The following is a 26,212-nucleotide window of genomic DNA, read 5'->3' on the forward strand; positions in this document are numbered from 1 at the left end:
AGGGCTGCTCCCTCTGTGTCTGCCTCCCGCGTCACGCCGCGTGCAGGTGCTGGCGTGCTATTCTCCCCGCATGCCCTGAATCAGGGTACGTCAGCCGCCTCCCCACGAACACCACCGCGTGTTTGAGGGGCCTTTTCTATTTTGGGGCCGCGCAGCAGCCTTCAAAAGGACAGGAGCAGCCGGGCGGAGGACTTTTCCGGGAGGTGCTTTCGCCGTGACCAAACCGTCCAGCAAAACACGCCGGGGCTCGTCGGCACCGGCCGAGCCGCGACCTGCTTCACTGCAGACGTCGCTGCAGGCCGGAACCGATCTGCTTGCCCTGCGCGCCCAGCTCTCCCGCGCCGAGAAAGCCGCCAGGCGGGCCCCCACACCGCCCCCGGCGCCTCGTCCGGCACGTCCGACTCCGATCAATCCCCAGCGGGAAGTAGAACTGGCAGGAATTGCCACCGATGATTTCAGCCTGTCACGCGCCCATGCCCGGCTGCGTGACGCCGTGTACGACGGGCGGTACCACGTCTGCCCGCATGCCATCGGTCACGCGCGCGCCGAGGGCTTTCTGGAACACGACATCATGAATGTGCTGCTGTCCGGCCGGGTGCGCGCGGTCTACCCCGACGACCGGCGTTGGCTGGTCTGCGGAGCCTTTGAGGCCTGCGGGGTGTCGCTTCCCCTGCATGTGGTGGTGCAGCACTACCGCGACGGGCATGTGGACATCGTGACCGCCTTCGTGCCCAAGCACCCCTACCACATCATCAGCCGCGCGCGCCTGGCCGTGATGCTGCGCTACGACGACGAACGCATTCGCGTGCGCACCGCCCAGGCCGGCAACAGGGTGGGATACCGCAGCAAGGGCAAGTGGAAGAAAAGCGCCTGAACCGGGGCACATGAGTATCAAACTGCGGCTGGACTCAGGAGGATGCACGGTTGGGCCAGCGTGGCTGCGGTGGCACAGGCAGCCGGCTTCATAGCCTGCGTTCCCCTGAACATGGGGATGAGTGAGACCTGACGAATGGCCGCCCGTCCTCGTCGCTTAACAGATCAGCCACGACAGGAAGCGCCGCGCAGGCTTCCAGCAGAGCGGCTTCATACGTCGCCTGTTGGTGATCCGTATACGTCTTAGCAAAGGAGGCTGGAATGAACTCCAGCCCCTTCATTTCCATCTGCAACGCACCCCTACTTTCAGCCCTGACCCTCGAAGACGCACAAACCTCAGGGTGCGGGCAGGCCAGCGCTTTCAGGTTTGTGCGCTGGCCTCCGCAAAGCTGGTCGGTGTGTGGCTGGCATCAAAAGTCCCGTGCTGCCGGATCAGAGCCTGGTTTCAGCAGCCGATTTTCTTGCCAAAGTAGGACTGGCCCAGGGCGTTGATGCTGCCCTCGCGCTGCATGCTTTTCAGCGTCGTGTTGATGGCATCACGCAGGGCGGTGTTTTTGCGGCCCACTGCCAGCACCAGCTGCTCGCGGGCGAGGGTCTGCCCGATGACCAGATTGGCCTTGGGATAGGTTTTCATCGCGCTGAGCGCGGTGTACTGGTCGGTGGCCACGGCCGCCACCCGTCCCGTGGCCGCCGCCAGGATGGCATCGGTAGAGCTGGGGTAGACCTGCACAATTTTCTGGAAAGGCATTTTCTTAAGGTAAGTCAGGTAGGGACGCCCCTCCTCAGCACCCAGGGTCTTACCGGAGAGCGCTTTCTGCGACGTAGGACCGCCCCTGCGGGTCAGCAGCACGGTGTTGGTGCAGCCGTACGCGGCCGAGGTCAGCACGCTCTGGTTCTGGGTGGTGCTGGTCGTGGCGAAGACCACATCCACCTCGTCACCGGTATTGAGCTTCCCCAACAGGCCGTCATAGGGCAGGGTCACCCACTCGACGTGCAGGCCCATACGCAGAGCCAGCTCATTGCCCAGATCTATGTCGAAGCCGGTGAACATGCCGGCCTGCATAAAGCTGTAGGGAGCGAAGTCAGCGCTGGTGGCAATACGCAGGGTGCCGCTGTTTCGAATCTCAGCGAGGGTGCGGGCTTCGCTGTGGCCGCCCAGCAGGGCAGCAGACAGAAGCGACAGAACAGCAGTTCGTTTCACAGGAACCTCCGGTCGAACAGAATCTGTTTGAATTATCACAAAGTTGCCTCACGCGCGCCTCACAGAAGCGACGGCATTTGTACAAAACCTCACATCCGTCGGGTGCGCCTTGGCCTGCTACCCTGCGGCGGTGACCCGATCCGGACTGACCGACACTATTGCCGCCATTGCCACCGCTCCGGGCAGCGCTGGGGTGGGCATCGTGCGGGTCAGTGGTCCGCAGGCCCTGACCGTGGCCGACGGGATGTTTGCAGGGAAACGCAAGCCCACGCGGACCCCGGGCGGCCGGTTTCTCTTCGGTCAGCTGATCGCGGCCGATGGTGAGGTGCTGGACGAGGGCCTGTGTCTGGTCTTCCGTGGCCCCCACAGCTATACCGGTGAGGATGTGGCCGAGTTGCAGGCCCACGGCAGCCCGGCGGTGCTGGGGCGGGTGCTGTCCCGGGTACTGGAACTGGGTGCGCGGCCGGCCCGACCCGGTGAATTTACGCTGCGGGCCTACCTCTCGGGGCGTCTAGATCTGGCGCAGGCCGAGGCAGTGCTGGGTCTGGTCGAAGCGCAGACCGACGCCGCGCGCCGGCAGGCCAGCCTGGGGCTGTCTGGCGCACTGGGATCGCGAATCGCTCGGATCGGGGGCAACATCACCCGCACGCTGGCCGCCCTGCAGGCCATGCTGGACTACCCGGAGGAAGGCGTGCCCGAGGAGGACCGGGAGGCGCCCCTTCAGGCGGCCGAGCACGACCTGAGTGAGCTGGTCCAGAGTGCCCGCGCCGGTCAGGTGGCGACGCGGGGCGCCCGGCTGGCCCTGATCGGCCGGCCCAACGCCGGGAAAAGCAGCCTGCTCAATGCCCTGCTGGGATATGAACGCAGCATTGTCACGCCCATCCCTGGTACCACACGCGACTATCTGGAAGCTGGCGTGGAACTGGCCGGCGTGCCGGTCACGCTGGTGGACACTGCCGGCATCCGTCACACCACGGATCAGGTGGAAGCCGCCGGAGTGAAACAGGCCGTGGCGCTGGCGGGGGCTGCGGATCTGGTCCTGGTGCTTGAGGACGGCCAGCAGCCCCGCGAAGCATTGCCCACCGACCTGCCTGAAGGCGCCCGCATGATCCGTGTGCAGACCAAGGCTGACCTGGACGCTGCCTGGAGCGACGCTGCGGCCCTGCGCGTGAGTGCCGTGACCGGTGAGGGGCTGCCCCAGCTTCGGGACGCCATCCATGCGGCGCTGATGGGAGACGCAGCGCGCGGCGAAGCCTGGCTGACCACCGAACGTCAGGCGGACGCCGCGCGCCGCGCCCTGGCCCATGTGCAGGCGGCCCGTCACCTGCCCGACGACCTGGCGAGCTGGGAACTGGAAGAAGCGCTGCGTGCCCTGTCGGACCTGACCGGACGCGACGTGCAAGAGGACGTCGTCGACGCCGTCTTCCGCAACTTCTGCGTGGGCAAGTAGGCCCGAGAGACTTTGCCTGTCTTCGGGCGATCGTCACGGCTGGCAGACCGCTGAGCGCTTCTCCGGATGACGGCATCTGGAAAAGCACCTCTCGGTGACCCGATTGCGCGTTCTGCTCATCAACAGCTCCTCGCTTCGGTGGGTCGAACAGACGCCAGCTGTTTGACACCTGCTCCAGACATGAGGAGCAGACAGGCGAACCCAGCTTGACCGTCACTGCCGGGCCAGGGCGGCTCTGCCCCTGTCCAGGGGGCCAAAATTCAGGTCTATGAGCCTAAAATGAAGTCGTCAGGGCGTCGTTTCATCCTTCCGCCCCTCCTGACAGGCATTGACCTGCACGTTCTATCCGGTCACCTGACGTGCAGCGAGCCAGTGGTGAGACCGACCAGGAGAACCCATGAAGAAGACCCATCTGTTGTCCGCCCTGCTGGCCCTCGTTCTCGGTGCTGCCAGCGCCCAGAGCGCGGCCCCCACCCTTCCCGATAGCACCTTTGCCAGCAGCCTCAAGCAGCTGGCCGCCAGCGGTGTCAAGATCACCCTGCTGAACGCAGCAGGTCAGACGGTCGCCACCATCAGTGCCGACGGCACGCTGAGCCTCGTGAAAGGCTTTACTCTGGCCGACGCCACCACCGTGAAGGCAGGCAGCGTCACCTACACGCTGGCCACCCGCGCCACCGCCAGCGGAACCCTGTTTGTCAGCTACCAGGGCACGAACGGACCAAAAGTCACTCTTCCCCTGATCGCCGCGGTTAACCGCGACGCCGCCGCCGCCCGCGCAGCTGCAGCTCGTCAGAACGCGGCAAAGGCCAGCAGCGCCGCCAGCAAGCCTGCTGCCAGTACCGCTAAGCCTGCTGCCACTGCTCCTGATACCGCCGGCAAACCCAGCACGACGGGTGCCGGTGCTGCCCAGAACGGCCTGACCAACCCCAGCGCCGCCACTGGCGCGACCAACTCGGAAACAGGTGTGGCCGCTGCTGCCGCCGGCGCGGGCAACGCCCAGGTCTCCACGCAGCCGGCCCAAGTCTCCACACAGCCGGCTCAGACCCCAGCGCAGCCGGCCCAGGTACAGGCGCCATCTGTGCCAGCGCCCGCACAGCCCCCCGTGACGCCCGGCCGCCGCTGATCCCACCAGGCCACAGGGGGCGCCCGCACACTTCGCACGTGCGAGCGCCCCCTGTGGCCTGTTCGCATTCAAACCCCACTGTACCGATCGGTCGTGCCTGAACTTTGCAGGAGACCATAGCGGCGAAAGAGACTCGGCAAAGTGTCCGGTAGAAAGCGGGGAAAATGATTGGCGCCGTCTTCCGCTATGGCTGGGCGGGCAAAGAACGCCACAGGCAACCGGCCGGCGTCGGCGGACGTACCGGGATTATGCCCCGCCCCGGTTCTGTATTCACCGAACCCCTCGTCTGTTCGGCGCCCGAACTCCGCTCTTCCGTGCTCGCTCCCCTGCTGGACGTGCAGAATCTGCAGATATCACCTGGCCGCCGCGTATCTGTTCAGCTGCCATCCTTACAACTCAACACTGGAGACCTGCTGCATCTGCGCGGGTCCAATGGTGCAGGGAAAACCACGTTACTGCGTGCTCTGGCCGGTGACCAGCCGTACCAGGGGCAGATCCGGATCGCGGGCTCCAGACCAGGAAGCGTCCAGGCCCGCCGGCACACCGCTTTTGTGCCCACCGATCCCGAACTGCCGGGTGACCTGACCGTCCGTGAATGGCTAGAGTTCCTGGCCGCAGCCTGGAGCCAGCCGGCTCGACCGCTGCTGAGTCACGCCCAGCAGTTCGGTCTGAACGACTGGCTGGAAGACTGGCCGACCAGCCTGTCACGTGGAACCCGGCAGAAGGTCGCCCTGGCTGCGGCGCTGGGGCTGCGCTGCGGGCTGACCCTGCTCGACGAACCGTTCGGAACTCTGGACGCGGCTTCCAGAGAAGCGCTGCGTCGGGCCATAGGTCGTCACGTCGCCCAGGGTGGAGCCGTAATTGTCGTGACCCACGGCGACGAACTGGAGGGTCTGGATCCACGCAGGCTGGACCTGTCCCTGCTGCCTGAGATCTCGTGACGCCTTCGTCTGTGGTCTGGGCCCTTCACCGACTGACCTGGAAGCGAGCGCTGATCCGAGCCTGGATTTCATGGACCCACCCGGATATCTGGCCGATGGTGCTGTTTCTTGCTGCCTGCGCGGCTGTGGCGCTGGTGAGTGTATGGCAGATCTTCCAGGTGGCCCTGCCCTACCCGGCCGGCCGGGTAGGGGCCGGCGTGGTGAGCCTCCTGCTCCCGGCGCTGCTCACGCGCCGGCCACCGGTAGGAGTACAGGGTGCAGGCGTGGCGCTGCTGCGTGCTCCGGTCCCGGGTTGGGTGGTGCTGTGTGGAGCACTGCTGCCACAGCTGGCTGTCCAGGCGATCCTGGGGCTTGCTGCAGGAGGACTACTGGCCGCATGGTTGCCAAACTGGGCGCCACTCGCGCTGGCCCTGCCCATGGTGGCCGTGGCTCACCTTCTGCTGCGTGCTGTCGCTCATGACGCCCGCCTGGCTGGCCGCCGGGGCACCCTGCAGGGTGCGGTGGGCAGTCTTGCGCTGCCTTTGCTGTCCATCTGGGCCCCCACGATGCTGCCGCTGCTGGTGACGGGAACAGCTCTGGTCCTGGCGCTCCTGTGGCAGCAGCTTTGGCTGAGGGATCTTCCTCCGCAGGCCATCCGGCGACTGCAGGTCGAGGCCATCCGGCAGGGCGCCCGGCGACTGAACCTGCCGCCAGTTGATGTGACGCCCGATGGTGAGCCCTGGCCCAGACGCTGGACCCCCATTCTGCGCGGTCATGGTCCATTCGCTGCCATGTGGTGGCGCGGCACCCTGCATCTGGGGCGCCGTCCGGCGCTCCTCTGGCCGGCCCTGCTGCTCGGCGGCGGCGCCCTGGCCCTGACCTGGGCTCCCGCCATGCCCGTTCCCCTGGCGGTCCTGCTGAGTCTGCTCCTGCCGCTGCTGCCGCCGGCCGTGCCACTGGCGCTGCCCCTGCCCGGCCACCTCAGGCCACTGGTCAGGACAGCACCAGCCGGCGTAATGCTGGGCCTGCTGGCGTTGCCGGGCGCACTGGTCGGGATAGTCCTGGGGCTGCCCGTGGCCCTGGGAGCAGCCACAGCCCTGATGCCCTGGGCCGCCCTGAACACCCTGGCCTGGCTGCAGCGGTCAGGTCATACCGGCACACCGCAAGGAGAGCTGCGGTTCGGGGCGGCCCTGCTGCCGGTCCTGGCGGCCGTGCTGTGCGTCCATCTGGGCGCCACCGCCTGGGCGCCGCTGGCCGTCGCGCTGGCCGGCGGACTTCCTTTGCTGAGCCGCGCAGGCTGAAGACGGGAGACAGCTCAAAACCCCACAGCAAAACAGGGAGAGGCGGCCGCCTCTCCCTGTCCCCTCCTTCCAAACTCAGATGGTCTGCACAGCGAAGTTGAGGCCCAGTTCCTTGACGTCCTCGTTCGGATCACGGCCGGCGACCAGACCGTAGGCCGCACGCTCAGGCGTCAGGTAGGTGTCCATGACGCGCCTCAGGTCATCAAGGGCCACCTGCAGCAGGCGGTCCTTGTAGGCCTCCTGTACCTCGGGCGTGTAGCCGGCCTGATCACCGAAGAAGCGCAGGCGGCCGGCCGTGTCGGGGCTGGTCAGGGGATCGAGCAGCTTGCTGGAGGCCAGGATCGCCTCGGTCAGTTCACGCTCGCCCAGAGGCGTATCCAGGAACGCGCGGGCGTCACGGAATACCTGCAGGGTGCGGGAGATGTGCGGGTCGCGGTAGCTGCTCATGGAAAACAGGCCCTGCTGCGGCTCGAAGCTGGCACCACCACCGTAGGCGCCGCCCTTCTCGCGGATTTCCGACAACAGGTACTCGCTGCGCAGCAGCCGCGACAACACCAGCAGGGCCGGGCTGTCGGCGTGGGTATAGGGGACGGTCTGGAAGGCCACCGCATTGAAAGCCACCGGGGAGTCGGTCAGGCGGGCCTGCGGGCCTCCCCGCAGCAGGGCCGGAGCAGGATGCCCTACCGGCTCCGGCGTTCCAAAGACCCCGGTCAGCGGAGTGAGATCCAGGGCAATGTCATCCGGGGTCGTGGTCAGGCACAGCAGTGGCGTTCCGCGGGTCAACAATTCCCGGACCCGTTCGAAGCGGGCCAGCAGCTCGTCGAGCCCGCCTTCCTCCACGATGGTCTTCAGGGCCGCCAGAGCCGACAGTCCGCTGAAGCGTTCGTGCAGCACCCCGGCCGGGCTGACCTGGGCCAGCGCCAGCCGCTCGGCGTACATGTTGCCGCTCTGGACCACGCTGGCTTTCATGCCGGCCAGACGCTGCTTGAGCAGCTGCTCCAGGCGATCCCGGGTAAATTCAGGAGCCACCAGCAGGTCACGCATGACCTCGACCAGCGCCGGGGCGTTGCGTGACAGGGCCTTGCCGCTGAAGCTGAGGGTCAGCCGCAGGGCCCCCAGGTTGTCCGGCCGGCTGCCGACGTTCACACTGGCCGTGACGCCGCCGGTGACCGCTTCCAGCCGGCGGGACAGGGCCACGTAATCCTGCCCGGCCGCGCCGCTGCGCGTGACCGCAAAGGCGTACAGCGGCAGGGTACCCAGCAGGTCTTCGGGAACGTCCGGCAGACGCACCTGGACGTCCAGATAGCTCAGCCCGCCAGTCGGGAGCGGCACGCGGCCCACGGTGGCGCTGCCCGTTTCCTCCGCGCGGTACCCGACGCGGGGAACCTCGGTCGGGACGTCGCTCAGGGCCAGGGTCGGCAGGATAGTGGGGTCACTTTCCTGGCCCTGCAACTCCTTGAGACGCAGGCTCTCGGCCACCACCCGCTGGCGGTCCTCGTCGGTAAAGTCGGCGCTCAGGCGCTGGACCAGGGCTTTCTCGTCGGCCTCGGCGCGGGTTGCCAGTTCCGGATCGGGGGCGACTTCCAGCGTGACGCGGTGGGGGTTGTTCAGCAGTTCCTGCTCGATCATGGTCTCGAACACCCGGCCGCGCTGCAGGTCGGCGCGCAGGCGCTCGAGTTCGGCATCCAGGCGCAGCCCGGTCACGGGATCACCGCCATACAGCCAGGGGCCCAGCAGCCGGAACATCACCTGCAGGCCGTAAGGGTAGCCCGCGTTGCTGACCTCCTTCTGCCCGATCTCGAACTGGTGCAGGCTGCTCTCGATCAGCTCCGGGGCAATCCCCTCCTGCACGATGCTGCGCATGGTGTCCAGGACCAGGGTCTCGACCTCCTGAGCCTTGCCAGCGGGCAGCCCCTTGAGGCCAGCGGCAAAGGCGCCTTCGCGGAAGGAATCGCGGTAGCCGCTCAGGTCAGCCAGGGCGCTGCCCAGGCCGGAGTCGATCAGCGGCCGGGTCAGCGGCGCAGCCGGGTTGCCCAGCAGCACGTCGCTCAGCACGCTCCAGCGCAGGTTGCTGTCCGCGTGGCTGGTCAGGCCCAGCTTCCAGCCCACCAGCACCTGTGCGCCGCGTTCCACGTCACTGCCCGGGTAGGTGACCCGCTCGGTGCGGGGCTCAGGGAAAGGGGTCTGGTCCGGAATGCTGACATCGAGGTCCTGCCGCGTGAAGTGCGACATGACGTGTTCCTCGACGACCTCCAGAATGCGCTCAAGTGGCAGCTTGCCGTAGGTGAAGAAAAAAGCGTTGCTGGGGTGGTAGTGCGCGGCGTGGAAGGCCCGCAGGTTCTCGTAGGTCAGACCCGGGATGTTTTCGGGAGCACCGCCGCTGTTGTTGGCATAGGTCAGCTCCGGGAACAGCGCCTTGCCGAACGCCCGCCAGATCACCGAACCCGGCGAGGCCATGGCCCCTTTCATCTCGTTGTACACCACGCCCTGCAGTTTCAGCTCACTGGTGGGGTCGTCGGGGGTCGCGAACTCGAAGCGGTGACCGTCCTGGCGGAAGCTCTCGTAGCGCATCAGCGGGAAGAAGGTCGCGTCCAGGTACACGCCCAGCAGGTTGAAAAAATCCTTTTCGTTACGGGTGGAAAAAGGATAGGTCGTCCAGTCGTTGCTGGTCATGGCATTCATGAACGTGTTCAGGCTGCGCGGCAGCATGCTGAAAAATGGGTCCGGCACCGGGTAGCGCTGGCTGCCCATCAGCACGATGTGCTCCAGGATGTGCGCCACGCCCGTGCTGTCTTTCGGGACGGTGGGAAAGGTCACGCCGAAGGCCGCGTTGTCGTCATCACGGACCACGTGGGCATGTCGCGCACCGTTGTCGTGGCGCAACAGGATCAGCTGACCCTGCATTTCCGGCAGGGCCTCGACACGTTCCACGAGGTATTGGCCCAGCCGCTCCCCGGCGGTGGGCAGGGCAGGCAGTGTGTTGGTGGTCACGCCCCGAAGTCTAGCGTGCGGCGCTGCGCGGCCTCCTTTCTCTGGGCAGGAATCATGCGTCGCTCACCGTCGCACGATATGTGGCGGGTACACTTCAGAGCATGTCAAGCAAACCCAGCGACCGCCGTCCGGCGCGGGCGGCCCTCCTGACTCTTGCGCTGCTGGGCGGCGCAGCGCTCAGCGGCTGTGGGCAGGAGATCACCGGCACCTCGACCACCTCCGGGCGGGACGCCCTGTACTTTGCCGATAGCGCCGCCGGCCTGCCGCCGGTGTACGCCAACGAGACGTACACCGGTAACCTCACGGTGCTGGGAGGCGCGGGTCCCTACACGCTGCGTGTCACCAACGGCACGCTGCCTCCGGGACTTAAACTCAGCGGCCAGACGCTCAGCGGCACGCCCACCAAGACTGGCACCTACAAGTTCACTGTGGAAGCCACCGACTCCACACTGAGCACCAAAGTCAAGGAATACACCCTGAACGTCAATGAGCTGCCGCCGCTGTCGTTGCAGCCGGTGCTGCCCTCCGGACAGGTCCGGGGTGAAACCCGCATTCCCGTGACCATCACGGCGCCCCGGGGGGTACGTGCCGTCCGCCTGAACTGGACCCTGCCGGCAGGCGCGACCGTGACTGGCGTGCAGCCTGCCGAGACCGGCGGCGTGCTGTTCTGGCGTGTGGAGGGTCAGACTGTGACGGTGGACGTGGGCTTCAAGACCATCCCCCGCAACGGGAACCGGGTGGCCCTGATCGCTGTGAAACCTGCCCGGCCGGTCACCCTGGAGGCCAAGATGACCTACGAGGCCCGCGACGGCCAGGGCAAGCTGCTGACCCCGGCTCCTGCGGCGGCGGCCCCTGCGACGGCTCCAGCCACCGCACCCAAGGACGGCACTGCACCCGCTGCTCCTCAGACCACGGACCCCGTGCGGTCCACCCAGCCCCCTGCATCTGCTCCTGCCGCAGCCCCTACGGCGCCCACTGCACCTGCAACGCCTGCCGTCCCCACAGCCCCAACCAGTCCGGTAACACCGCCACCACCGACCACCCCAACTCCCCCGACCACTCCTGGCACCGGAGGCAAACCATGACCCGTCCGCTGCTCGGACTGAGTCTGGTGGGTCTCCTGCTGGCCGGCGGGCTGGCTGCTGCCACCACTGCTCCCACCCTGACCCTGGCCCAGCAGGCGAAGAAGGCCGAGGTCATCGTGCGCGCCACGCTGGGTGCGCCTGCGACGGTCAAGGACGGGGACGTTACCTACGTCGTCTACCCACTCGCCGTAACCGAAACCGTGCTGGGCGACGCCGCGCGACTGCCGCAGCATGAGGGCCGGCCCGCACTGATGTTCCTGCAGGGGTTGCAGGACCTGCCGGCGCTCACAAGCGGCCAGGAGGTGATCGCGCTGCTCTACGCCCGCCGTCTCGACAGTCCGCTGGTGGGCTTCAACCAGGGGCTGTATGCCGTGACTGACGGCAAGGTCAACGCCGGGGACATTACCGATCCCGTGAAACTGCGTGACGCCATCCGCGCCGCGCGGGAGGCCCAGTGAAACCGCGCGGCATGGTCGGGCGCCGTATGCTGCTGGTTGCGGCGCTGCTGTGTGCCTCCGGCCAAGCAGGGGCAGCAACGCTCAAGTTCCGTCCGCAGGGTGCAGAAATGTTGCGGCTGGTGCAGGCTGCCATCGCCACGCTGAACACCAAGGACCTGCCGGTGACGCTGGATACCGCCAGCGGTCCCATCCTGGCCCTTGGCAGCAGCGGCGCCCCCTTCAATCCGGATGTCGCCGCGCGGGTCGTGGTGGTGGGCACCGAGCGACGCATCGAGTTCAACCCTCAGGGTCCCCTGCCGCTGGCCGATGCACTGCGCGCCGAGCTGAGCCGTGAGCTGGGCCTGACCGAGTGGTCGCCCGCCGCAGCCCGTACCCGCCTGAGCGGAGCAGATCTCAACGGCGACGGTAAGATCGACCTGAGCGACCTGGCCCTGCTGATGAACAACTATGGCAAGACCAACGCCACGGTCGGGGACCTGAACCAGGACCGCAAGGTGGACGACGCCGACCTGAGGCTCTTCAGCAGCCAGTACCGGCCCTGAACAATCCATTCTGACCCTGCTGTTCCGCCCCTGATCCCGGCACCGGGCTTACCGGTCCCGGATCAGGGGCGTACACTGCCCGCATGACCGACGACCGTTTCCAGGACACCATAGACCTTCAGGACTTCCTGAAATTGCGCGGCCTGGTCGAGACCGGCGGCGAGGCAAAGTTCCGCGTCCAGGGCGGCGAGGTCCGGCTGAACGGTGAAGTCGAGACCCGCCGCCGCAAGAAGCTCCGCCGGGGCGACATCGTGGAATATGCCGGGCACCGCCTCAAGGTGGACTGGTGACCAGCAACGCGGACCCCTATAGCCAGGCAGTGCAGGAATTTCGCAGCCGCAAGGATGCGCACTTCAAAGCGGGACAGGGTCCGCTTGAACCCGCCGCGCTGCCGGACTTTACGGGTCTGTCCTATTTCGCGCCAGACCCGGCCTGGACGTTTACCGTTCCACTTGAACCTCTCCCGCAGGACGCCAGCGCCGAGTTCATCCTGCAGACCAATACCGGGGAAACACGGACCATGGCCCGCTACGGCCGCGTACAGGTTCCGCTCCCTGGCGGAGAGCACAGCCTCAGCGTCTTCACGCCCCTGGGTGAGGAGGCCCCGGCCCGGGTCTTTATTCCGTTCCGGGACGCCACCAGTGGCCAGGAAACCTACGGGGCAGGGCGCTACCTGGACGCTCCCGTGGGCCGCGACTCTGACGGCGGGCTCCTGGTCAATGTGGACTTCAACATGGCCTATCACCCCTACTGCGCCTATGGCGACGGCTGGACCTGTCCGCTGCCCCCCCGCGAGAACGTGCTGCCTGAAGTGGTGCGCGCCGGCGAGAAGTTGCCCACGGCTCCCGCCTAAGCGCTCAGCGCGCGACCACGGCGTAATACAGCCTGTTTACGCCAGCGTCCTGCAGGGCATCGCGACAGGCCAGTAACGTGCGCCCACTCGTCAGGACGTCGTCAAGCAGCAGGACCCCCCCTGGCGGCAAATGCCGGAAATCCGCCTGAAAGTGGCCATGGAAGTTCTGCCGCTGTGCTCCCTGCTGGCGCGCCTGTGATACACCCGCACGCCGGCGCGTCAGGGCCTGGGGCACACAGGGCACACCCAACTCCTGCGCCAGCCCGCAGGCCAGCAGCTCGGCCTGATTAAACCCCCGCTCACGCAGCCGTGACACGTGCAGCGGCACCGGCACCACGGCCGTCACGCCCCATTCCAGTGGCACGCCCCGCGCCAGGGCCGGGCCCAGAATGCCCGCCAGGTCGCGGGCGCCCCCGTACTTCAGCGCCCGCACCGACCGTCGCAGCACTCCCCGGTACGCACCCAGCGTGACCAGATGTGGCTCGACCCGGCTGCACAGGGGACTATGAACCTGCACCTGCGGTCTCAGGGCGGCGCGGCAGCCTGGGCACAGTCCGGCCTCCGGGCCCAGTTGCTGCCCACACCCGGGGCAGGCACGCGGCAACAGCGTGCGGGTCAGCGCTGCCCACCATTCGCAAGCCATGCCGGAATTGTAAAGCGGTCCCCACTTCTGTTTACGCCGGTTTAACACGGGCATGGAACCCTGACCAGAACGCCAGGAAGCACCAGATCAACAGCTCTTTTTGCCGCTGGTCAGGAACACGCCGTCATCAGTCTTATCAGGGAGGTCAGAATTGCAGTTGCTCAGGCACGCCCACCGGTTCGAATACCGCAACGGCCAGGGACACGACCAGCTGGCCGCGGTCGACGTGTGGGCCGCTTCTTCCGGCCAGCGGGCCCTGCTGGTTCTGCGCGACGTCCCGTCCAACCAGGCGCCACATGCCCTGCACGCCCTGCACGCTGACCACCTGTGCTACCTGCTGCGTCCAGAAGCGTCGGTCCAGGTCATGACCCTGGGCTGTCAGTCAGGAAATCCCACACGCCAGCCCCGACTGCTGGTCGGGTCCCCAGCCAGAGATGGAGTCCACGTCGGCATGCCCCTGTACTCCTGCGACGTTTATCGTTGGCATCCAGCGGCCTGGGTCAGCCTCCGCATCACTCCAGGATGAACTTCACGCCTTCTTCGAAGGTGACCTGCCCGGCCATGGTGCGCGGCAGCACGGCATTGCGCCGCCAGGGCATCCACTCGGTCTGCCCGGTGGCGCTGCGCAGGAAGCCGCGGACTCCGACCTCGATATAGCGGGCTGGGCCCTGCAGCAATGCCGACAGACCCGCCCGCACCGTGTCAGGGTCGCGCAGCGGACCGTTCAGCCGGGCCGAAGGCACTTCGGCCGGCGCCTTCATGGCCGGAGCCTCGTGGGCTGGACGGGTGGGGGACGGATGCGGGCGGTACAGCTCGACCCGGAATCCCTCCAGGGCCAGCAGAACAGAAAGGGCTTCAGCCTCTGGCAGCGGCCGGGTGAAAGTCACATGCAGGTCGAGTTCAAAACCGCGCACGCCCTTGTCGGTTCTGGTCTGTGCGGGTGCATGGTCCGGGCCGGTCACGCGCCCGCACTCCGTTTCAGCAGCCGGCGGTGACTGTCCAGGTGACCGGCCACCATCCGCATCCAGTTCAGGGCGTCCAGTTCGCCATAGAAGGGGTGCCACATGGTGCGCTCCGGGACATCGCGAAGCTGCGCGGCCGCCGCTTCAAGTCGCGTGCGGTGCTCTGCCCAGCGGCCTTCCAGGTCTGCCCAGGCCAGCCCGTGAGGACTGGGCAAGGTGTGCGCCGGCGCCTGACGCCTGCCCTCTTTCAGCACGCCCGGTGTCTGGGGAAGAGGCCGCAGTTCCCGGTCGGACATCAGCAGACCCACCAGACGGGTAATCCCCTCGTTGATCAGCAGCACGTGCTCCGCTTCCTGGGCAGGCGACCACTCACGCCCCGGCTGGGTCACGGACCAGTCGGCCTGGCGGGTCCGCAACTCGGCCTCGAAGGCGTCGAGTTCAGCTGCCAGGCGTGCGCGCACCTCGTCGGGGGTACGGCCCATGATCAGCAGCACAGTCGGGTCTTGAAGGGATTGGGTCATGACGGCAGTGTACGCGGTGCTGTGCAGGGGAAGAATCCCCGTCCGCGACGGGCCGTACTTCTCACAGAGGGTCTGCCATTTGTTTCGAGCTCAGGGCAAGGTACGTAGAGGGGCAGAGAGCTTGGCAGCAGCACATCTGCGTCGTGCTCTGCCTCCGCAATTCCACATGAGCGCCCGTTCATGTCCGGAAGTACGTTTCCTTTTCCGTAGTCTGCCAGTCTCTTCCGCCGGACCGGATCCTGGGAGAATCAGGGTTCAGGGCATATTCCTGTCAGCCGTCCAGAGATCAGCGAAGGACCAGGATCATCCGACCCTGGGGCCCGCAGTTCCCACCCGTCCAGCTCTTCTCAAGGGCTCAGCCCTGTGTCAGACCCGGGTCTGGCGCTCCCTGTCAGCGCACCGGCTGGCCGATCACTTCTTTGCCGCCCAGGTAGGGACGCAGCGCCTGGGGAATTCGGATACGGCCGTCGGCCAGCTGATGGTTTTCCAGCAGGGGCACGAGAATGCGCGGCGCGGCAATTCCTGTGTTGTTCAGCGTGTGGGCGTAGACCAGCCTGCCGTCCTCGTCGCGGTAGCGCAGCCCTGTGCGGCGGGCCTGCCAGTCACCCAGGTACGAGCAGGAATGCGTCTCTCGGTACTTCTCCTCACTGGGTACCCAGGTCTCGATGTCGTACATCAGGACCTTGCCGGCACCCATGTCGCCGGTACAGTTCTGAACGACGCGGTAGGGCAGTTCCAGCGCCTGCAGCAGCCCCTCGGCATTGGTCAGCAGGGTGTCGAACCACCGCAGGGCCTCGTGCTCGTCGGCGCGGCACATCACGTACTGCTCGACCTTGCGGAATTCATGGACACGGATCAGCCCACGCACGTCTCGCCCGGCGCTGCCCGCCTCGCTGCGGAAGGCGGCGCTGATGGCGGCATAGGTCACCGGCAGGGTATCGAGCGGCAGCTGCTCCCCGGCGAACAGGCTGTTGACCGGCACTTCGGCCGTGCCCGCCAGCATGAGCTCGTCACCCTCGATCTTGTAGACCTGATCTTCCCCACCGGGGAAATGTCCGCTGCCGACAAAAGCCTCGGGCCGGGCCAGGGCGGTAGTGGACAGCGGCGTAAAGCCGCGTGCACTCAGGAAGTCCAGCGCAAAGGTCAGCACGGCCATCTCCAGCATGACCGCCTCGCCCTTAAGCAGGTAGCTGCGGCTGCCCGAGACCCGCGCGACACGCTCTGGGTCGCTCCAGCCCTGTTTTTCCAGCAGTTCGACGTGATCCAGCGGCGCCACGCTGAAGGTGGGCAGCTGGCCTTCGCGGCGCAGTTCCACGTTCTCGGTGTCGTCCTTCCCGACCGGCACTCCGGCATGCGGAATGTTCGGCACGCGCAGCAGCAGCTGACGCAGTTGCTCCTCCTGCGCACGCAGGGCCGGTTCCTGGGCCTTGAGTTCGTCGCCCAGATCCTTGCCCTTCTGAATCAGGGCCGGGCGCTCCTCGGGGGTGGCTTTGGGCACCAGCTTGGCATTCGCGTTGCGCTCGGCCTGCATGGCCTCGACCTGCTGCTTCCGGGCGGTCAGTTCACGGTCGAGGCTCAGCAGATCGTCCAGGTCTAGGTTCACGCCCTTGACCTCGATGGCGCGGCGGACGGTTTCTGGATTGTCGCGGATAAAGCGCAGGTCGAGCATCAGTCGGCCTCGACCGTGCGGGGCACGCGGATCTGTCCGCCCTGCATCTCGGGGGCCAGGGCCTCGATCACCTCGGGGGCAAACACCTCACCGGGCACGTCGTCACGCAGCACGTTGACCAGATCCACCGGCCGCTGCATTTCCTCGACACCGTCGGTATTCACTTCCCGGAGTTGTTCGAAGTACCCCAGGATGCTGTTCAGGTCGGCGGTCATCGATTCGCGCTCTTCAGGTTCGAGGTGCAGCCGCGCGAGCTGCGCGAGGTGGTCCAACTGGGCCGCGTCAATCATGCCCCGAAGTATAGGGCGGCGCTGCGAAGAGGTTTTAGGGCCTGCAGAGACCTGAGGGCCACAGGGATTCAGGTGTCGAGTGCAGGTTGTGGCGACCGACGCCCGTGACCCGTTCCAACAAACGAGTGGACCAGCGCTGAAAGTTCCTGAGCGGCGTCCAGCTGGAGATAGGTCCAGCCGTGGTCCAGCACGTGCAGGTCGGCATGAGGCAGGTCACGGGCCAGCCGCGCAGCCAACCTGACCGGAAACACCTGGTCATCGCGCCCCCAGACGATTCGGACCGGCGCGCCAACCGTGCCGAACAGCGCCGCCGCCCCCAGGGTATGACGGCGGTGAAAGCCCCGGATCATGGAGCGGACATCACGGCGCACCCCTGGATTCGTGGTCAGGCCGGCGCTCCAGCGCTCAGCCTGCTCTGTGCTCATGCCGGTGGTACTCAGGCGTCCGAAGGCCCAGCGCTGACGCCCGAGTCTGGGGTGGCGCATCACCCGCCCCAGCATCTGCAGTCCCCCAGGAACATAGGGCAGCACTTTGAGAGAAGCGAACACGGGGGGCAGAAAGTGCTCGTAGGCATCACCACTGGTCAGCACCGCAGCGCCTGTGACAGTGGGATGCCGGGTCAGCACAAGCTGCATCACTGCTGTTGCGGTGTCGTTGCTGATGATGGTCGCGGGGGCCAGTTCCAGTGCCGTGATCAGATCCGCCACGAGATCTGCCAGACCAGACGGCGAGAGGTCGGCGTGCTGCGGCATCGGCTGTCGGTGCGAGCCCAGCGGCAGGTCAGGAACGACACAGCGGTAACCCAGTACTACCATCCGCGTCACCAGGTCGTTCCAGATGGTGTGGTCCGTAAAAGCTCCATGCAGCAATACCAGCGGAGTTCCTTCCCCAGCCTCGTGCACCTCGAGATCACCCTGCCGAAGACGGACCACACGAGACTTGTACTGAACCATAACTCCCTCCGTAACGAATGTCACATTCAAACTATGGGGTCAGTGGGTGCGGAACCATGGCAGATGTCCTGTACACCTTTCCTGCTGTCTCGGCACGAACAGAAAGAATCCCCGACCCTGGCGGGCGGGGGAAGAGAAGTCTCCGGAGCAGAACGGAATGTCGGGGAGCCGCCGAGAGGCCTTCAGAGCGGCTGAAAGCTGACCGAATCCACCAGCATGTAGACCCGGCCGGGTTTGACCTGACCGCCCCAGTTGGGGTCCATGGTGGGCCAGACATTGAGCATCAGGTGCCCGGGCTGCTGGGGCACGTGCTGGCGGGTCTCCCAAACCTTCACGCCGTCAATGCTGAAGGCCAGGCGGTGAGGCTGCCAGTCCCAGGTGTAGGTGTGGAAATCACGCGCCAGATCGGTACGCTGGGGCGAGGGCACCAGGGCGGCGGTCTTGGTCTTCAGGCTGGTCCAGGCCGCCGCGTTCATGAAACTGGTGCGGTGACCCTCGATCTCCACGTCGATTTCGGTGGCGCTGTTGTTGAAGAAGCTGAAGGCACCGCTGATATTACCGGGGCGTGCGCGTCCGGGCGTACGGGCCTCGGGAGTGTGGCTGGCAGCGCGCATCCGCACGCTGTAGCGACCGAACCCGAACCGGCGGTGGGTCTGGACCTCAGCCGCCTGGGCACACAGACCCTGGGGGCAGGCCTTGACGTCCAGCATCAGAACGAGGTGACCGCGGCCATCGGTATAGACGTTCTGCTTCTGAAAAGCGCCCTTGACCTGATCGTTCTGCCAGAAGCCGTTCCAGGTGGACACGCCCCAGGTGGAGGTATCCAGGCGATCAAAGTTCTCGGTCCAGCGTGTAGGGGCGTTCGACTGGGTCTGCGCTCCCGTCACGAGTGTCAGCATCAAAGCACAGCCTGCCAATTTGACCCTATTCGCCCACTTCATCACGCTTCTCCTTTCGGTGGTCCGGCTGACCTCATGGGTCCCGTGACTTTGCGTCCCCGCTTCGCAGCGGGTTTGCCGTTATCGGTGGAAAAGCTGCTTCTGCGGGCTTCCCTCTTTGTCGCAAGATTAACGCATCAAAAATATCACTCCCGGCCCAGCACCCCCCCGTGAAGGGGTGTGGTTAGCTTCAGTGAGCTGGGACGGACCCAGGAACAACCAGAACCAGACATAAAAAAAGACCGCCTGTCACGGCGGTCAGTACGATCTTTCTATCTCAGGATTGTTTACGGATACAGGCCTTAAAGGCGTCCAGGGCTGCCTGGCTGGTGGTCAGACGCCAGTCCACGTTCCGGTCTACCACATGAAACCAGAACACCTTGCGGACCTGAGGGTAACTGGGCAGCACCTGACACATATTGCGGATCCAGGCCGCCTTGTTTCCACCCTTCTCCACGCTGGACAGCTCGCCAAGCTGCATAGGCTTGTTCGTGATCTTCTTGACTGCGCGGTAGGACTGGTCAAAGGTCTGGGCAAACGTCTTCCAGCGGTTCCAGGGATTGGTCGTGCCCCAGTTGTACCCGTCCAGACCGACCTCGTCGACATACGCGTCACCCGGGTACAGCGCGCGGTAGTTCGACCGCATGGTGGGATAGATGATGTTGGGGCTCCAGACCCACCGGACGTTGGCCTTTTCCTCGCGGAAAATGCGGTGCAGACGCAGCCAGGCCCGCTTGAAGTCCTGTGGAGTGTTCCTGGCACTCAGCTGGTACGCGCCCCAGTCGCCATTCATCTCCGGGGCAAACGTGATCGGGATGGTGCGGCCGGTGGTCCGGATACTGCGGGCGAACCCCCGGATATAAGCGTCGTGCTCGCCAGCCGCAATAGCGCGGTAGGTCACGCCCTTGTATTTGTTTTCCCCCAGCCGGATGCGTGGCTGCCAGGACAGCTCAAGCTGCCGGCCCGGCGTCTTGAAGAACTGGAGCGCGGCCTGCCCTGGAAATGGCCGTTTCCAGTCAACGAACCAGCGGGTGGAGGTGAAGGTGCAGCCTACCTTCTGCTCCACAGCGCCCAGAACGGACGGCGAATTCACCGTCAGGCCGAACATTCCGCAGGAGGCCGCTTGCGCTGTGCCAACCAGGGCCCAGACTCCCATCGCGGCGCACATTCGTGTCCACCTCAACTCAGTCTCCCGATCAAGATGCGCGCTCCTCGGGGCCGGTCCCGACGGGCATAGGCAGCGGAAGGGTGGCTGGAGCTATGGCAGCGGCAGGAGACATTGCCGGGGTCCTAGCGGCCGGGTTGGTCATGGCCATATTCAGGCCTACCCGGGGCAGTTTGTTCCAGTGTACGTTGCGGCGGCGAAGGAAGGTCCAGCAGGTCATCATCACTACGATAGCGACGAAAGGCCGCAGGAAGAAGCGCTGGGTTGGCGTGTAGATCAGCATGCGCCACGAAGCTCCACCAAGCGCCAGGGCCGCACCTACGATCACAAAGTCCACCAGAACGTGCGCAATGATGGGCCACACGGCGTCGAAAGTGGAGTACTGCACCAGAATCGAAACGGCAGCGATATCGATCAGCGGACCCACACCGCCCAGCACCAGTCCGTAGAGCAGCATGTAGGGCAGCGTCAGCAGACCTACCTTCCCGGCGCGGGGGTTGAACATCAGATGACGGTATTTGATCATCGTCTGGAAGGTGCCGTACATCCAGCGCATCCGCTGACGCCACAGATGCTTCAGCGCCTGGGGCGGCTCGGTGAAGCTCAGGGCCCGGGGCTCGAAGCGCACCTCGTAACCGGCGGCGGCGATGGCGATGGTCAGATCCATGTCTTCCGTGAGGGTGTCGCGGCTGTAGCCACCGAGTTCCCTCAGCAGTTCAGTACGGAAGGCCCCGGCAGCTCCCGGCACCACCGACACGGTGCCCAGCATGCACTGCGCGCGCTTTTCCATATGCTGCCCGACGGTGTACTCCATGTCCTGAACGTGGGTAATCAGCTTGGCGTCACCGGCCACGCGTACGTCACCAGCCACCGCACCTACCCGGGGGTCGTGGAAGTGGCGGGCCAGGGCAGCCAGGGTGCCCGGGGCGATGGCCGAGTCGGCGTCCACGCTGACGGCCACCGGATAGCGCACGTACTGCAGGGCGTGATTGAGCGCTCCGGCCTTCCCGGTGTTGTCCTGCCGGATCAGCTGAACCCGGGGGTCAAGCTGGGCAGTGCGCTCGACAGCTGCAGCGGTACCGTCGCTCGATCCGTCGTCGACGACCAGCACCTGCAGCTCATCCAGAGCCTCGGACAGCACTGAAGTCAGGGTGCCGGTGATGCCCACCTCTTCGTTGTAGGCTGCGATCATCACCGTAACGCCCAGCGGCGTAGCGGGCAATTCCGCCCACTGCCGCTGGGCCCGGCGCCGGTGCGCAACGGCCAGTACTACGGTCAGGATGGCCTTGATCAGCAGCAGGACGATCACCACGGTCAGCACGACAATCATCGCCGCCCCCGGCCGCAGCGTTCATGCTGGTGGCCCACGAGGATCTGAGTAGTCTGGAGGGGCATTTCCTGAAACTCAGAGGAAAATGGATTGTGGTGAGAATAAACGTCCCGACGCATGAAGCTCTCCTTACTTGGGGCGGTATCACCACTGGCTCCGCTCGTCCCAGGTGACCTGGTTAAAGGACGAATTTCTCAGCCTCCCATGTTATGTTTGGTTCCAAATGCACCAGCTGCTCGCACACTTGTGGCGATGATTGTCTCTGCTGAGCTGCTGTAATGCACTTACGCAAGGTTTAATCTGCTATGCCCCCCCAAACTTATTAAGTATAAATCAGTCTGACGTAATCATTACGGCCCGTCTGATCAAACCCTGATCTGGCCGTGTACCTGTATGACCCTGACTTTAACTGTCCTCACCCGTCGTCAGCTGCCGCGCCTCAGGCTGGAGGTATGACCAAACGACTGTTCCTGACAGCCGCCCTCCTGGCAGCGGGCCTGGGCTCGGCGCAGACCGGTATTCCGGCCCTGCCTCCCGGTGCGGCCGCACCCACGACCACGGACCGGCTTTTTCCTTCGGGCTTCCGCCTTTCACAGCTCCAGGCCGTCCAGCCCCTACTGCAGGGTCTGAACACCGTTCAGACAAGCAGGATCGACGAACAGCAGGGCCGCGTCGTGGTGACGGGTCTCAATGCGGTTGACCGCCTGGAACTGCTCAAGCGGCTGCGCACGGCGAACCTGCCCGCTGGAATTGTGACCTTTACAACTTCCGCGACGGGGACCACCACCGGAAATGGAAGCACCGGAACCGTGACTCAGACGCCCATGACCCAGACGCCAGTCACCCAGGCACCGGTCGCACAGACACCCTCTACCCAGGCGCCCACAACTCCTGTTGCTCCGGTGACTCCTCCAGCTGCTACCACACCTGTGCGGCCAGGTGTCACGACGCTTCCGGCGCGCGCCCGGCCTCTGAGCCTGCCTCACCGTGCTGTCCTGACCGGACCGGCCAGCGTCCGTGCCGGAGAGGCCAACACCTGGTCGTTCAACCTGACCAACACGGGGACACAGGCCATCAACCTGCAGCATGGGGCCTGCGATGTGCGCTTCGAGGTGCTGAATGCTGCTGGCGAGGTCGTGCGCCCTGATCCCAAAGACACGGTCTGCACCATGCAGATCATCATGACCAACGTGGCGCCCGGCCAGACGCGCGAGGTGCAGAAAATCCGCTGGGAAGGCAAGAATGCCCAGGGTCAGCCTGTGCGTCCGGGAACCTATACCATCCGCGCTGTATTTGACGGTCCGGTCCTGATTCGTGCGCAGGAACTGAAAGTCACTGTCCGCTAAGGCAACCCACACCCTCTTGCCGCCCGCGTTGCCGGGCGGTTTTTGGCTTGCCAGCGTGACTCTGGTACACCTTTCTTACCGTTCGGTACGGGACTTTCAGGTGTGGGGTCACGCGTTAGGGTAACAGAAGAGCGATTTTTTGTTTCTTTACCCAGGAGTTGCCGTGACCCAATCCCCATCCCCCCGCCCTGCCACCGAACGTCCCTCCAATCCCGCCGTCCACGACTCTGCCTTCCTGAAGGCCCTGCGCGGCGAACCCGCCTCGCATACGCCGGTATGGTTTATGCGCCAGGCCGGGCGCTATATGCCTGAGTACCGCGCGCTGCGCGCCGGGCGTTCCATGCTGGACTGCATCCGCACCCCTGAGCTGGCCGCCGAGATTACCCTGCAGCCTATCAAGGCGATGCCGCTGGACGCCGCCATCCTGTTCAACGACATCCTGACGCCGCTGCCGACCATGGGCCTCGATCTGGACTTTGTAGGTGGCGTAGGCCCGCAGATTGCCAACCCGGTGAGCACCACGGCAGACGTCGACCGCCTGGGCGTGCCTTCCACTGCCGAAACGATGCCCTACACCGCCGAGAGCATCCGCCTGCTGGTCCCGGAGCTCAACGCCCGTGGCATACCGCTGATCGGTTTTGTGGGTGCACCGTTCACGCTGGCCAGCTACGCCATCGAAGGCAAGGGCTCGCGCAATTACGAGCGCACCAAGCGCTTCATGTACGCCGAGCCCGCCGCCTGGGAGCGCCTGATGGGCAAGTTCGAGGCGATCCTGGCCGACTACCTGACCGAACAGGTCAAGGCCGGGGCAAGCGCCGTGCAGATCTTCGATTCGTGGGTCGGCGCCCTGAGCATCTACGACTACCGGACCTTCGTGAAGCCGGCCACCAGCCGCCTGATCGAGCGCGTGAAGAAGCTGGGCGTCCCGGTGATCTATTTCGGAACCGGAACCACCCATCTGCTGCCGGACATGGCCTCGCTGGGCACCAACATCGTGGGAGCCGACTGGAGATTGCCCCTGAATCAGGCCTGGGATCTGCTGGAACCGGGGCAGGGCATTCAGGGCAACCTCGATCCGCTGCTGCTGCAGGCGCCCTGGCGTGAACTCAGACACCAGACCGACCGCATTCTGGGAGAAGCTGCCGGGCGTCCGGGGCATGTCTTCAACGTCGGACACGGCATTCTGCCCGAAACGTCTCAGGCGATGGTGCACCGGCTGACCGACTACGTTCACGAGCAGTCCCAGCGCTGAGCTGCAAGGAGAACCGATGACCACCCCCACCTCCACGGTTTCGCCCGATACGGTCGGCATCCTGTTCATGGCCTACGGCGGACCCGAAACGCTTGCTGACATGCCCGGCTACCTCGCAGATATCCGTGCCGGACGTGTGACGCCCGACACCGTTCTGGAAGAGATCACCAACAACTACCGCCAGATTGGCGGCAGGAGCCCCCTACCCGAATTTACGCGCGCCCAGGTGGACGCGACCATGCAGGCCCTCGCTGCCACGGACCGTCCCCTGAAGGCCTATATCGGCATGCGTCACTGGACACCATGGATTGAGGACACGGTGCGTCAGATGCTGGACGACGGTATCCGGAAAGCCGTGGCGATTGTGCTGGCCCCGCACTTTTCCAGCATGAGCGTGGCAAAGTACCAGAAGAAGATCAAGGCGGGCCTGGAGATGCACCACGGCCACATCGACTTCGAATTCGTCAACCAGTACCATACCGAGCCCGGGTACATCACGGCCCTGGCGCAGCGCGTTCGCGAAGGTATCCAGAGCTTTCCCCAGTCCGAGCAGGATGAGGTGCACGTGGTGCTCAGCGCCCACAGCCTGCCGGTGCGCATCACCCGGGAAGGTGACCCTTACGCCGACCAGCTGCTCGAGTCTGCCCGGCTGGTGACCCAGCAGGCCGGTCTGAGCGAGGAGCAGTGGAGCTGGAGCTTCCAGTCGGCGGGCCGCAGCCCGGAGCCCTGGCTGGGCCCGCAACTCGACGAGCACCTCCGTGCGCTGGCCGAGAAGGGCGTGAGCAGGGTCGTCAGCGTTCCGGTGGGCTTTGTATCCGACCACGTGGAGATCCTGTTTGACATAGATATTGCGGCGCAGGAAGTGGCCCACGAGCTGGGCATGACCCTGGTCCGCCCGCCGGCCCTGAATACCGACCCGCTGTTTATCGGCACGCTGGCCAGCGTGATTGAACGGAAGGTCGCCTCGCTGTGAGCTCCGGGGCGCTTCCGGTCATTGTCGTGGGCGGGGGCATCACGGGCCTGAGCGCCGCCTGGGAACTGCAGCAGCGGGGTCTTCCCTACGTGCTGCTGGAAGCCGGTGACCGCCTGGGCGGCAAGGTGCAGACTGAGCATACCGACGACGGCTTTCTGGTGGAGCACGCCGCCGACGCCTTTATTCTCGGCAAACCCTACGCCGCGCAGCTGGCCCGGGAAGTTGGACTGGAGCCGGACATCATCCATCCACGGGATGACACCAAGCGGCTGTACTTCCTGAAGGGCGGCCGGTTGCTGGACTTCCCGCAGAACATGAAGATGTTCGTGCCGCTGGATGACCAGTCGTTCCTGGACAGCGGCGTGCTGTCTCCCGAAGGTGCGCGGCGCTTTCTGGATGAGGTCAACGTCCCGCCGAAGGCCCCCGGTGACGAGGACGAGTCGCTGGCCGCCTTCATTACGCGGCGCTTTGGAGAAGAGGCGCTGAATTTCATCGTGCCTCTGGCTGCTGGCATCTATGTCGCCAACCCGTTTGAGCTGAGCATGAAAGCGGCTTTCCCGCAGTTTCTGGCACTGGAACAGAAATATGGCAGCGTGATTCGCGGCAGCCGCGCCACCGTACGTGCACCGGGGCCGGTGTTCGCTTCGTTCCGCGGCGGTATGGACGCCCTGGCACAGGCCATAGCTGCCCGGCTGACCGGGGAGGTGCGCCTGAATACTCAGGTTCAGCAGGTGCAGGCGGACGGCGTCGTCCTTAAAGGTGGCCAGCACCTGCGCGGAAGCGGCGTGATCGTCACCACGCCGTCGTGGTCCGCGGCGCCGATGTTCAGCCAGAATTTTGGGCGGGCAGCAGCGCTGATCGGTGAACTCAAGGCCAACGGGTCGGTGGCCGTGGTGCTGGCCTACCGCGCCGACCAGTTCCCGGGAGACATGCACCTTCACGGCCTGCAGGTCGACGCCTCCGAGGGTATCCACCTCAAAGCCGTGACCGTTCACTCGGCCAAACTGCATGGGCGTGCGCCCGAAGGCCATGTGCTGCTGCGGGTGTTCTTCAAGGACCTGGACCCCGGGTTTGCCCTGGAGGAAGCCCGGCGCGAGGTAGAACGGCTGTTCGGTGCCCACGGGGAGCCTCTGTGGCACATCTGTGCCGACTGGCGTGGCAGGAACCCGGCGTATCAGGTCGGACACCTCGATCACCTTGAGCGGATTCGCGCCGCTTTGCCTGCGCACATCCAGGTTGCCGGAGCGAGTTACACCGGTGTGGGCCTGCCCGACTGCGTCAATGCCGGGCGCAGCGCAGCGCAGGTGCTCACCGAGCAACTTTCAGTGGCCTGAGCAGCGTTAGATCAAGAGGAGGGCGCCCCATCCGAGTAT

The 26,212-nt window shown here is 65.5% G+C and carries 26 protein-coding genes and 3 riboswitches; of the genes, 15 read left to right on the forward strand and 11 right to left on the reverse strand.

Annotation, left to right across the window (positions count from 1 at the left end):
• Positions 1 to 292 precede the first annotated feature (292 nt).
• Positions 293 to 874 carry a DUF4258 domain-containing protein gene (locus IEY49_RS09855; protein ID WP_189007941.1) on the forward strand — a complete coding sequence of 194 codons (582 nt, stop codon included), beginning with the start codon at positions 293 to 295 and terminating at the stop codon, positions 872 to 874.
• Between the two features lie 444 nt (positions 875 to 1,318).
• Here IEY49_RS09855 and IEY49_RS09860 read toward each other — a convergent pair whose 3' ends face one another.
• Positions 1,319 to 2,074, reverse strand: coding sequence for a substrate-binding periplasmic protein (locus IEY49_RS09860; RefSeq protein WP_229780726.1), 756 nt, complete (start codon positions 2,072 to 2,074; stop codon positions 1,319 to 1,321).
• A 130-nt stretch (positions 2,075 to 2,204) separates the two neighbouring features.
• Here IEY49_RS09860 and mnmE point away from each other — a divergent pair, with 130 nt between their 5' ends.
• From mnmE to IEY49_RS09880, 4 genes are all read left to right on the forward strand, one after another.
• A complete protein-coding gene (mnmE, locus tag IEY49_RS09865) occupies positions 2,205 to 3,524 on the forward strand; it encodes a tRNA uridine-5-carboxymethylaminomethyl(34) synthesis GTPase MnmE (RefSeq protein WP_189007567.1) in 1,320 nt (439 codons plus the stop codon).
• Positions 3,525 to 3,835: 311 nt separating this feature from the next.
• A riboswitch (cyclic di-GMP riboswitch) is annotated at positions 3,836 to 3,920 on the forward strand.
• A 1-nt stretch (position 3,921) separates the two neighbouring features.
• Positions 3,922 to 4,647 (forward strand): hypothetical protein, encoded by a 726-nt coding sequence (locus IEY49_RS09870; protein ID WP_189007572.1) that lies wholly within the window; start codon positions 3,922 to 3,924, stop codon positions 4,645 to 4,647.
• A 314-nt stretch (positions 4,648 to 4,961) separates the two neighbouring features.
• Complete coding sequence (locus IEY49_RS09875; RefSeq protein WP_189007588.1) at positions 4,962 to 5,588, forward strand: ABC transporter ATP-binding protein; 627 nt, start codon at positions 4,962 to 4,964, stop codon at positions 5,586 to 5,588.
• Positions 5,585 to 6,868, forward strand: a complete 1,284-nt coding sequence (locus tag IEY49_RS09880) for a hypothetical protein (RefSeq protein ID WP_189007591.1) — start codon at positions 5,585 to 5,587, stop codon at positions 6,866 to 6,868. Before IEY49_RS09875 ends, IEY49_RS09880 begins: the two co-directional genes overlap by 4 nt.
• 75 nt (positions 6,869 to 6,943) lie before the next feature.
• On the opposite strand, the gene IEY49_RS09885 is transcribed toward IEY49_RS09880, so the two are convergent.
• Positions 6,944 to 9,859, reverse strand: coding sequence for an insulinase family protein (locus tag IEY49_RS09885; RefSeq protein ID WP_189007594.1), 2,916 nt, complete (start codon positions 9,857 to 9,859; stop codon positions 6,944 to 6,946).
• Between the two features lie 101 nt (positions 9,860 to 9,960).
• Between IEY49_RS09885 and IEY49_RS09890 the strand changes: the two genes are divergently transcribed.
• The 5 genes from IEY49_RS09890 to IEY49_RS09910 all read left to right on the forward strand — a co-directional run bounded on the left by IEY49_RS09890 (position 9,961) and on the right by IEY49_RS09910 (position 12,797).
• Entirely contained in the window at positions 9,961 to 10,944 is a 984-nt protein-coding gene (locus tag IEY49_RS09890) for an Ig domain-containing protein (protein ID WP_189007597.1), read from the forward strand.
• Positions 10,941 to 11,402 (forward strand): hypothetical protein, encoded by a 462-nt coding sequence (locus tag IEY49_RS09895; RefSeq protein WP_189007600.1) that lies wholly within the window; start codon positions 10,941 to 10,943, stop codon positions 11,400 to 11,402. Before IEY49_RS09890 ends, IEY49_RS09895 begins: the two co-directional genes overlap by 4 nt.
• The gene (locus tag IEY49_RS09900; protein WP_229780727.1) at positions 11,399 to 11,944 is read left to right on the forward strand and encodes a hypothetical protein; all 546 of its coding nucleotides are present in this window, start codon (positions 11,399 to 11,401) and stop codon (positions 11,942 to 11,944) included. Before IEY49_RS09895 ends, IEY49_RS09900 begins: the two co-directional genes overlap by 4 nt.
• A gap of 83 nt (positions 11,945 to 12,027) precedes the next feature.
• Positions 12,028 to 12,234, forward strand: coding sequence for an RNA-binding S4 domain-containing protein (locus tag IEY49_RS09905; protein ID WP_189007603.1), 207 nt, complete (start codon positions 12,028 to 12,030; stop codon positions 12,232 to 12,234).
• Positions 12,231 to 12,797 carry a DUF1684 domain-containing protein gene (locus IEY49_RS09910; protein WP_189007606.1) on the forward strand — a complete coding sequence of 189 codons (567 nt, stop codon included), beginning with the start codon at positions 12,231 to 12,233 and terminating at the stop codon, positions 12,795 to 12,797. Before IEY49_RS09905 ends, IEY49_RS09910 begins: the two co-directional genes overlap by 4 nt.
• A gap of 4 nt (positions 12,798 to 12,801) precedes the next feature.
• On the opposite strand, the gene IEY49_RS09915 is transcribed toward IEY49_RS09910, so the two are convergent.
• Positions 12,802 to 13,440: a ComF family protein gene (locus IEY49_RS09915; RefSeq protein WP_189007608.1), complete on the reverse strand. Its 639-nt coding sequence runs from the start codon at positions 13,438 to 13,440 to the stop codon at positions 12,802 to 12,804.
• Positions 13,441 to 13,591: 151 nt separating this feature from the next.
• On the opposite strand from IEY49_RS09915, the gene IEY49_RS09920 reads away from it, so the two are divergent.
• Positions 13,592 to 13,966, forward strand: coding sequence for a hypothetical protein (locus IEY49_RS09920; protein ID WP_189007611.1), 375 nt, complete (start codon positions 13,592 to 13,594; stop codon positions 13,964 to 13,966).
• Here the strand turns inward: IEY49_RS09920 and IEY49_RS09925 are convergent.
• The 8 genes from IEY49_RS09925 to IEY49_RS09960 all read right to left on the reverse strand — a co-directional run bounded on the left by IEY49_RS09925 (position 13,953) and on the right by IEY49_RS09960 (position 21,268).
• On the reverse strand, positions 13,953 to 14,402 hold the full coding sequence (locus tag IEY49_RS09925; protein WP_189007614.1) for a hypothetical protein: 450 nt from the start codon (positions 14,400 to 14,402) through the stop codon (positions 13,953 to 13,955). The two genes, IEY49_RS09920 and IEY49_RS09925, sit on opposite strands and share 14 nt — an antisense overlap.
• Positions 14,399 to 14,923 (reverse strand): DinB family protein, encoded by a 525-nt coding sequence (locus tag IEY49_RS09930; protein WP_189007617.1) that lies wholly within the window; start codon positions 14,921 to 14,923, stop codon positions 14,399 to 14,401. Before IEY49_RS09930 ends, IEY49_RS09925 begins: the two co-directional genes overlap by 4 nt.
• Positions 14,924 to 15,314: 391 nt before the next feature.
• Entirely contained in the window at positions 15,315 to 16,592 is a 1,278-nt protein-coding gene (gene serS, locus IEY49_RS09935) for a serine--tRNA ligase (protein WP_189007620.1), read from the reverse strand.
• Positions 16,592 to 16,882 carry an Asp-tRNA(Asn)/Glu-tRNA(Gln) amidotransferase subunit GatC gene (gene gatC, locus IEY49_RS09940; RefSeq protein WP_189007623.1) on the reverse strand — a complete coding sequence of 97 codons (291 nt, stop codon included), beginning with the start codon at positions 16,880 to 16,882 and terminating at the stop codon, positions 16,592 to 16,594. The genes serS and gatC overlap by 1 nt, the downstream gene beginning before the upstream one ends.
• Positions 16,883 to 16,950: 68 nt before the next feature.
• Positions 16,951 to 17,835: an alpha/beta fold hydrolase gene (locus tag IEY49_RS09945; protein ID WP_189007626.1), complete on the reverse strand. Its 885-nt coding sequence runs from the start codon at positions 17,833 to 17,835 to the stop codon at positions 16,951 to 16,953.
• 182 nt (positions 17,836 to 18,017) lie between these two features.
• On the reverse strand, positions 18,018 to 18,734 hold the full coding sequence (locus tag IEY49_RS09950) for a family 16 glycosylhydrolase (protein ID WP_189007629.1): 717 nt from the start codon (positions 18,732 to 18,734) through the stop codon (positions 18,018 to 18,020).
• 54 nt (positions 18,735 to 18,788) lie between these two features.
• Positions 18,789 to 18,863: riboswitch (cyclic di-GMP riboswitch) on the reverse strand.
• A 187-nt stretch (positions 18,864 to 19,050) separates the two neighbouring features.
• Positions 19,051 to 19,941 carry a glycoside hydrolase family 26 protein gene (locus IEY49_RS09955; protein ID WP_229780728.1) on the reverse strand — a complete coding sequence of 297 codons (891 nt, stop codon included), beginning with the start codon at positions 19,939 to 19,941 and terminating at the stop codon, positions 19,051 to 19,053.
• 28 nt (positions 19,942 to 19,969) lie between these two features.
• The gene (locus IEY49_RS09960) at positions 19,970 to 21,268 is read right to left on the reverse strand and encodes a glycosyltransferase family 2 protein (protein ID WP_189007635.1); all 1,299 of its coding nucleotides are present in this window, start codon (positions 21,266 to 21,268) and stop codon (positions 19,970 to 19,972) included.
• Between the two features lie 127 nt (positions 21,269 to 21,395).
• Positions 21,396 to 21,480: riboswitch (cyclic di-GMP riboswitch) on the reverse strand.
• Between the two features lie 240 nt (positions 21,481 to 21,720).
• Here IEY49_RS09960 and IEY49_RS09965 point away from each other — a divergent pair.
• The 4 genes from IEY49_RS09965 (at position 21,721) to hemG (ending at position 26,173) form a co-directional block, all read left to right on the forward strand.
• Positions 21,721 to 22,614, forward strand: a complete 894-nt coding sequence (locus IEY49_RS09965; protein WP_189007637.1) for a BsuPI-related putative proteinase inhibitor — start codon at positions 21,721 to 21,723, stop codon at positions 22,612 to 22,614.
• A gap of 163 nt (positions 22,615 to 22,777) precedes the next feature.
• A complete protein-coding gene (gene hemE, locus IEY49_RS09970) occupies positions 22,778 to 23,866 on the forward strand; it encodes a uroporphyrinogen decarboxylase (RefSeq protein ID WP_189007639.1) in 1,089 nt (362 codons plus the stop codon).
• Positions 23,867 to 23,882: 16 nt separating this feature from the next.
• Positions 23,883 to 24,839 (forward strand): ferrochelatase, encoded by a 957-nt coding sequence (gene hemH, locus IEY49_RS09975; RefSeq protein WP_189007641.1) that lies wholly within the window; start codon positions 23,883 to 23,885, stop codon positions 24,837 to 24,839.
• Complete coding sequence (hemG, locus tag IEY49_RS09980) at positions 24,836 to 26,173, forward strand: protoporphyrinogen oxidase (protein ID WP_189007643.1); 1,338 nt, start codon at positions 24,836 to 24,838, stop codon at positions 26,171 to 26,173. The genes hemH and hemG overlap by 4 nt, the downstream gene beginning before the upstream one ends.
• The last annotated feature ends 39 nt before the right edge of the window (positions 26,174 to 26,212 follow it).

This window comes from Deinococcus malanensis (genome assembly GCF_014647655.1).
Taxonomy (GTDB): Bacteria; Deinococcota; Deinococci; order Deinococcales; family Deinococcaceae; genus Deinococcus; species Deinococcus malanensis.

Bases quoted from the DNA above. Each gene is read 5' to 3' on its own strand.
- IEY49_RS09870 (WP_189007572.1), top strand. From the start codon at position 3,922: ATGAAGAAGACCCATCTGTTGTCCGCCCTGCTGGCCCTCGTTCTCGGT.
- IEY49_RS09890 (WP_189007597.1), top strand. From the start codon at position 9,961: ATGTCAAGCAAACCCAGCGACCGCCGTCCGGCGCGGGCGGCCCTCCTG.
- IEY49_RS09895 (WP_189007600.1), top strand. From the start codon at position 10,941: ATGACCCGTCCGCTGCTCGGACTGAGTCTGGTGGGTCTCCTGCTGGCC.
- IEY49_RS09905 (WP_189007603.1), top strand. From the start codon at position 12,028: ATGACCGACGACCGTTTCCAGGACACCATAGACCTTCAGGACTTCCTG.
- IEY49_RS09915 (WP_189007608.1), bottom strand. From the start codon at position 13,440: ATGGCTTGCGAATGGTGGGCAGCGCTGACCCGCACGCTGTTGCCGCGT.
- IEY49_RS09930 (WP_189007617.1), bottom strand. From the start codon at position 14,923: ATGACCCAATCCCTTCAAGACCCGACTGTGCTGCTGATCATGGGCCGT.
- serS (WP_189007620.1), bottom strand. From the start codon at position 16,592: ATGCTCGACCTGCGCTTTATCCGCGACAATCCAGAAACCGTCCGCCGC.
- gatC (WP_189007623.1), bottom strand. From the start codon at position 16,882: ATGATTGACGCGGCCCAGTTGGACCACCTCGCGCAGCTCGCGCGGCTG.
- IEY49_RS09945 (WP_189007626.1), bottom strand. From the start codon at position 17,835: ATGGTTCAGTACAAGTCTCGTGTGGTCCGTCTTCGGCAGGGTGATCTC.
- IEY49_RS09950 (WP_189007629.1), bottom strand. From the start codon at position 18,734: ATGCTGACACTCGTGACGGGAGCGCAGACCCAGTCGAACGCCCCTACA.
- IEY49_RS09955 (WP_229780728.1), bottom strand. From the start codon at position 19,941: ATGTGCGCCGCGATGGGAGTCTGGGCCCTGGTTGGCACAGCGCAAGCG.
- IEY49_RS09960 (WP_189007635.1), bottom strand. From the start codon at position 21,268: ATGATTGTCGTGCTGACCGTGGTGATCGTCCTGCTGCTGATCAAGGCC.
- IEY49_RS09965 (WP_189007637.1), top strand. From the start codon at position 21,721: ATGACCAAACGACTGTTCCTGACAGCCGCCCTCCTGGCAGCGGGCCTG.
- hemH (WP_189007641.1), top strand. From the start codon at position 23,883: ATGACCACCCCCACCTCCACGGTTTCGCCCGATACGGTCGGCATCCTG.